This window comes from Microbacterium sp. ZW T2_14 (assembly GCF_044987405.1).
In the GTDB taxonomy this organism is placed as follows: Bacteria; Actinomycetota; Actinomycetes; order Actinomycetales; family Microbacteriaceae; genus Microbacterium.
Window position 1 is genome coordinate 1 of sequence record NZ_JBJDRK010000123.1, and the last position, 1,584, is coordinate 1,584.

The window sequence follows — 1,584 nt, forward strand, 5'->3', positions numbered from 1 at the left end:
GGCGTCTATCCGCTCGCCATCACCGTCGCGGCGCTCTATGTGCGCGCCGCGTCGCGCAACGAGGCGCGGTACCGATCGCTGACGGAGGAGGAGTGAACGCCGCCGTCGGCTACACCGCGATCGCGGCCGTCGCGATCGCGTCGGCGCTCATCGGGTTCTACGGTCTGCGCGTCTCTCGTACGACCAGCGACTTCTATGTGGCCAGCCGCACGGTCCGGCCATGGTGGAACGCCTCGGCGATCGGCGGCGAGTACCTGTCGGCCGCATCGTTCCTCGGCATCGCGGGCCTGATCCTGCTCACCGGGTCGGCGGGCATCTGGTTTCCCATCGGCTATACGGCCGGCTACCTGATGCTGCTGCTGTTCGTCGCCGCGCCCTTGCGTCGCTCAGGCGCGTACACGATTCCCGACTTCACCGAGGCGCGGCTCGAGTCGGTGTGGGCGCGCCGGGTGACGAGCACGCTGGTCATCGTCATCGGCTGGTTCTACATCGTGCCGCAGCTGCAGGGCGCGGCGCTCACCGTGCGGATCACCACCGGCCTTCCCGCCTGGGTGGGCTCTCTCGCCGTCGCCGTGATCGTCGCGGTCGTGGTCGCCGCGGGCGGCATGCGCTCCATCACCTTCGTGCAGGCGTTCCAGTTCTGGCTGAAGCTCACGGCGCTCGCGATCCCGGTGGTGGCGATCCTGCTGCTGGTGGGTGACGTTCCCCCCGCCCTTCCCCCCGTCGAGGCGTTCCCGGCGACCGCCGGGCCCGGAGACCTCGAGGTGTACCGGACGATCTCGCTCATGGTCGCCCTGCTGCTGGGCACACTGGGCCTCCCCCATGTGCTCGTGCGCTTCTATACCAACCCCGACGGCGTCGCGGCACGGCGCACGACGGTGATCGTGCTCGTGCTGCTCTCCGTCTTCTATCTGTTCCCCACCGCGTTCGGGTTCCTGGGCAGGGCGTTCGCGCCCGACCTCGCCGACTCGGATGATGCGGATGCGCTCGTCCTGCTGCTGCCCGGACGACTGGTCCCCGGGCCGTGGGGCGACGTGCTCACGGCGTTGGTCATCGCCGGCGCGTTCGCGGCGTTCCTCTCGACGTCGTCGGGCCTCGTCGTCTCGCTCGCGGGGGTGATCAGCCAGGATCTCCTCGGCGGCAGCGTGCGAGGCTTCCGCATCGCGGCGGTGCTGTCATCGTTCGTGCCCCTCGTCGTCGCCCTGGCGACGGAATCGGCGGGCCTTGCCGGCAGCGTGGGCCTCGTCTTCGCGTTCACCGCGTCGACGCTGTGTCCGGTGCTCCTGCTCGGCATCTGGTGGCGCGGGCTGACAGCACGCGGCGCGATCGCGGGCATGCTCACCGGCGCGGTGCTGTCGGGCGTCGCGATCCTCGGGGGTGGCATCGTCTCGGCGTGGCTGCCTGCGCTGCGTCCGCTCCTCGAGCAGCCCGCGGCCTGGACGGTGCCGGTCGCGGTGCTGGTGATCGTGCTCGTCTCACGCGGCGACCGGCGCGGGATCCCCCGTGGCACGGACCTGTTCCTCACGCGGCTGCACGTGCCGGAAGCGGCACGCCGCCACGGCCTCGACGGCTGAGGTCACACGC

Annotated in this window: 1 protein-coding gene; it reads left to right on the forward strand. The window is 71.0% G+C overall.

What is annotated here, in order from left to right; translation table 11 throughout:
- Positions 1–92 precede the first annotated feature (92 nt).
- Complete coding sequence (locus ACI3KY_RS20240) at positions 93–1,574, forward strand: cation acetate symporter (protein WP_404931912.1); 1,482 nt, start codon at positions 93–95, stop codon at positions 1,572–1,574.
- The last annotated feature ends 10 nt before the right edge of the window (positions 1,575–1,584 follow it).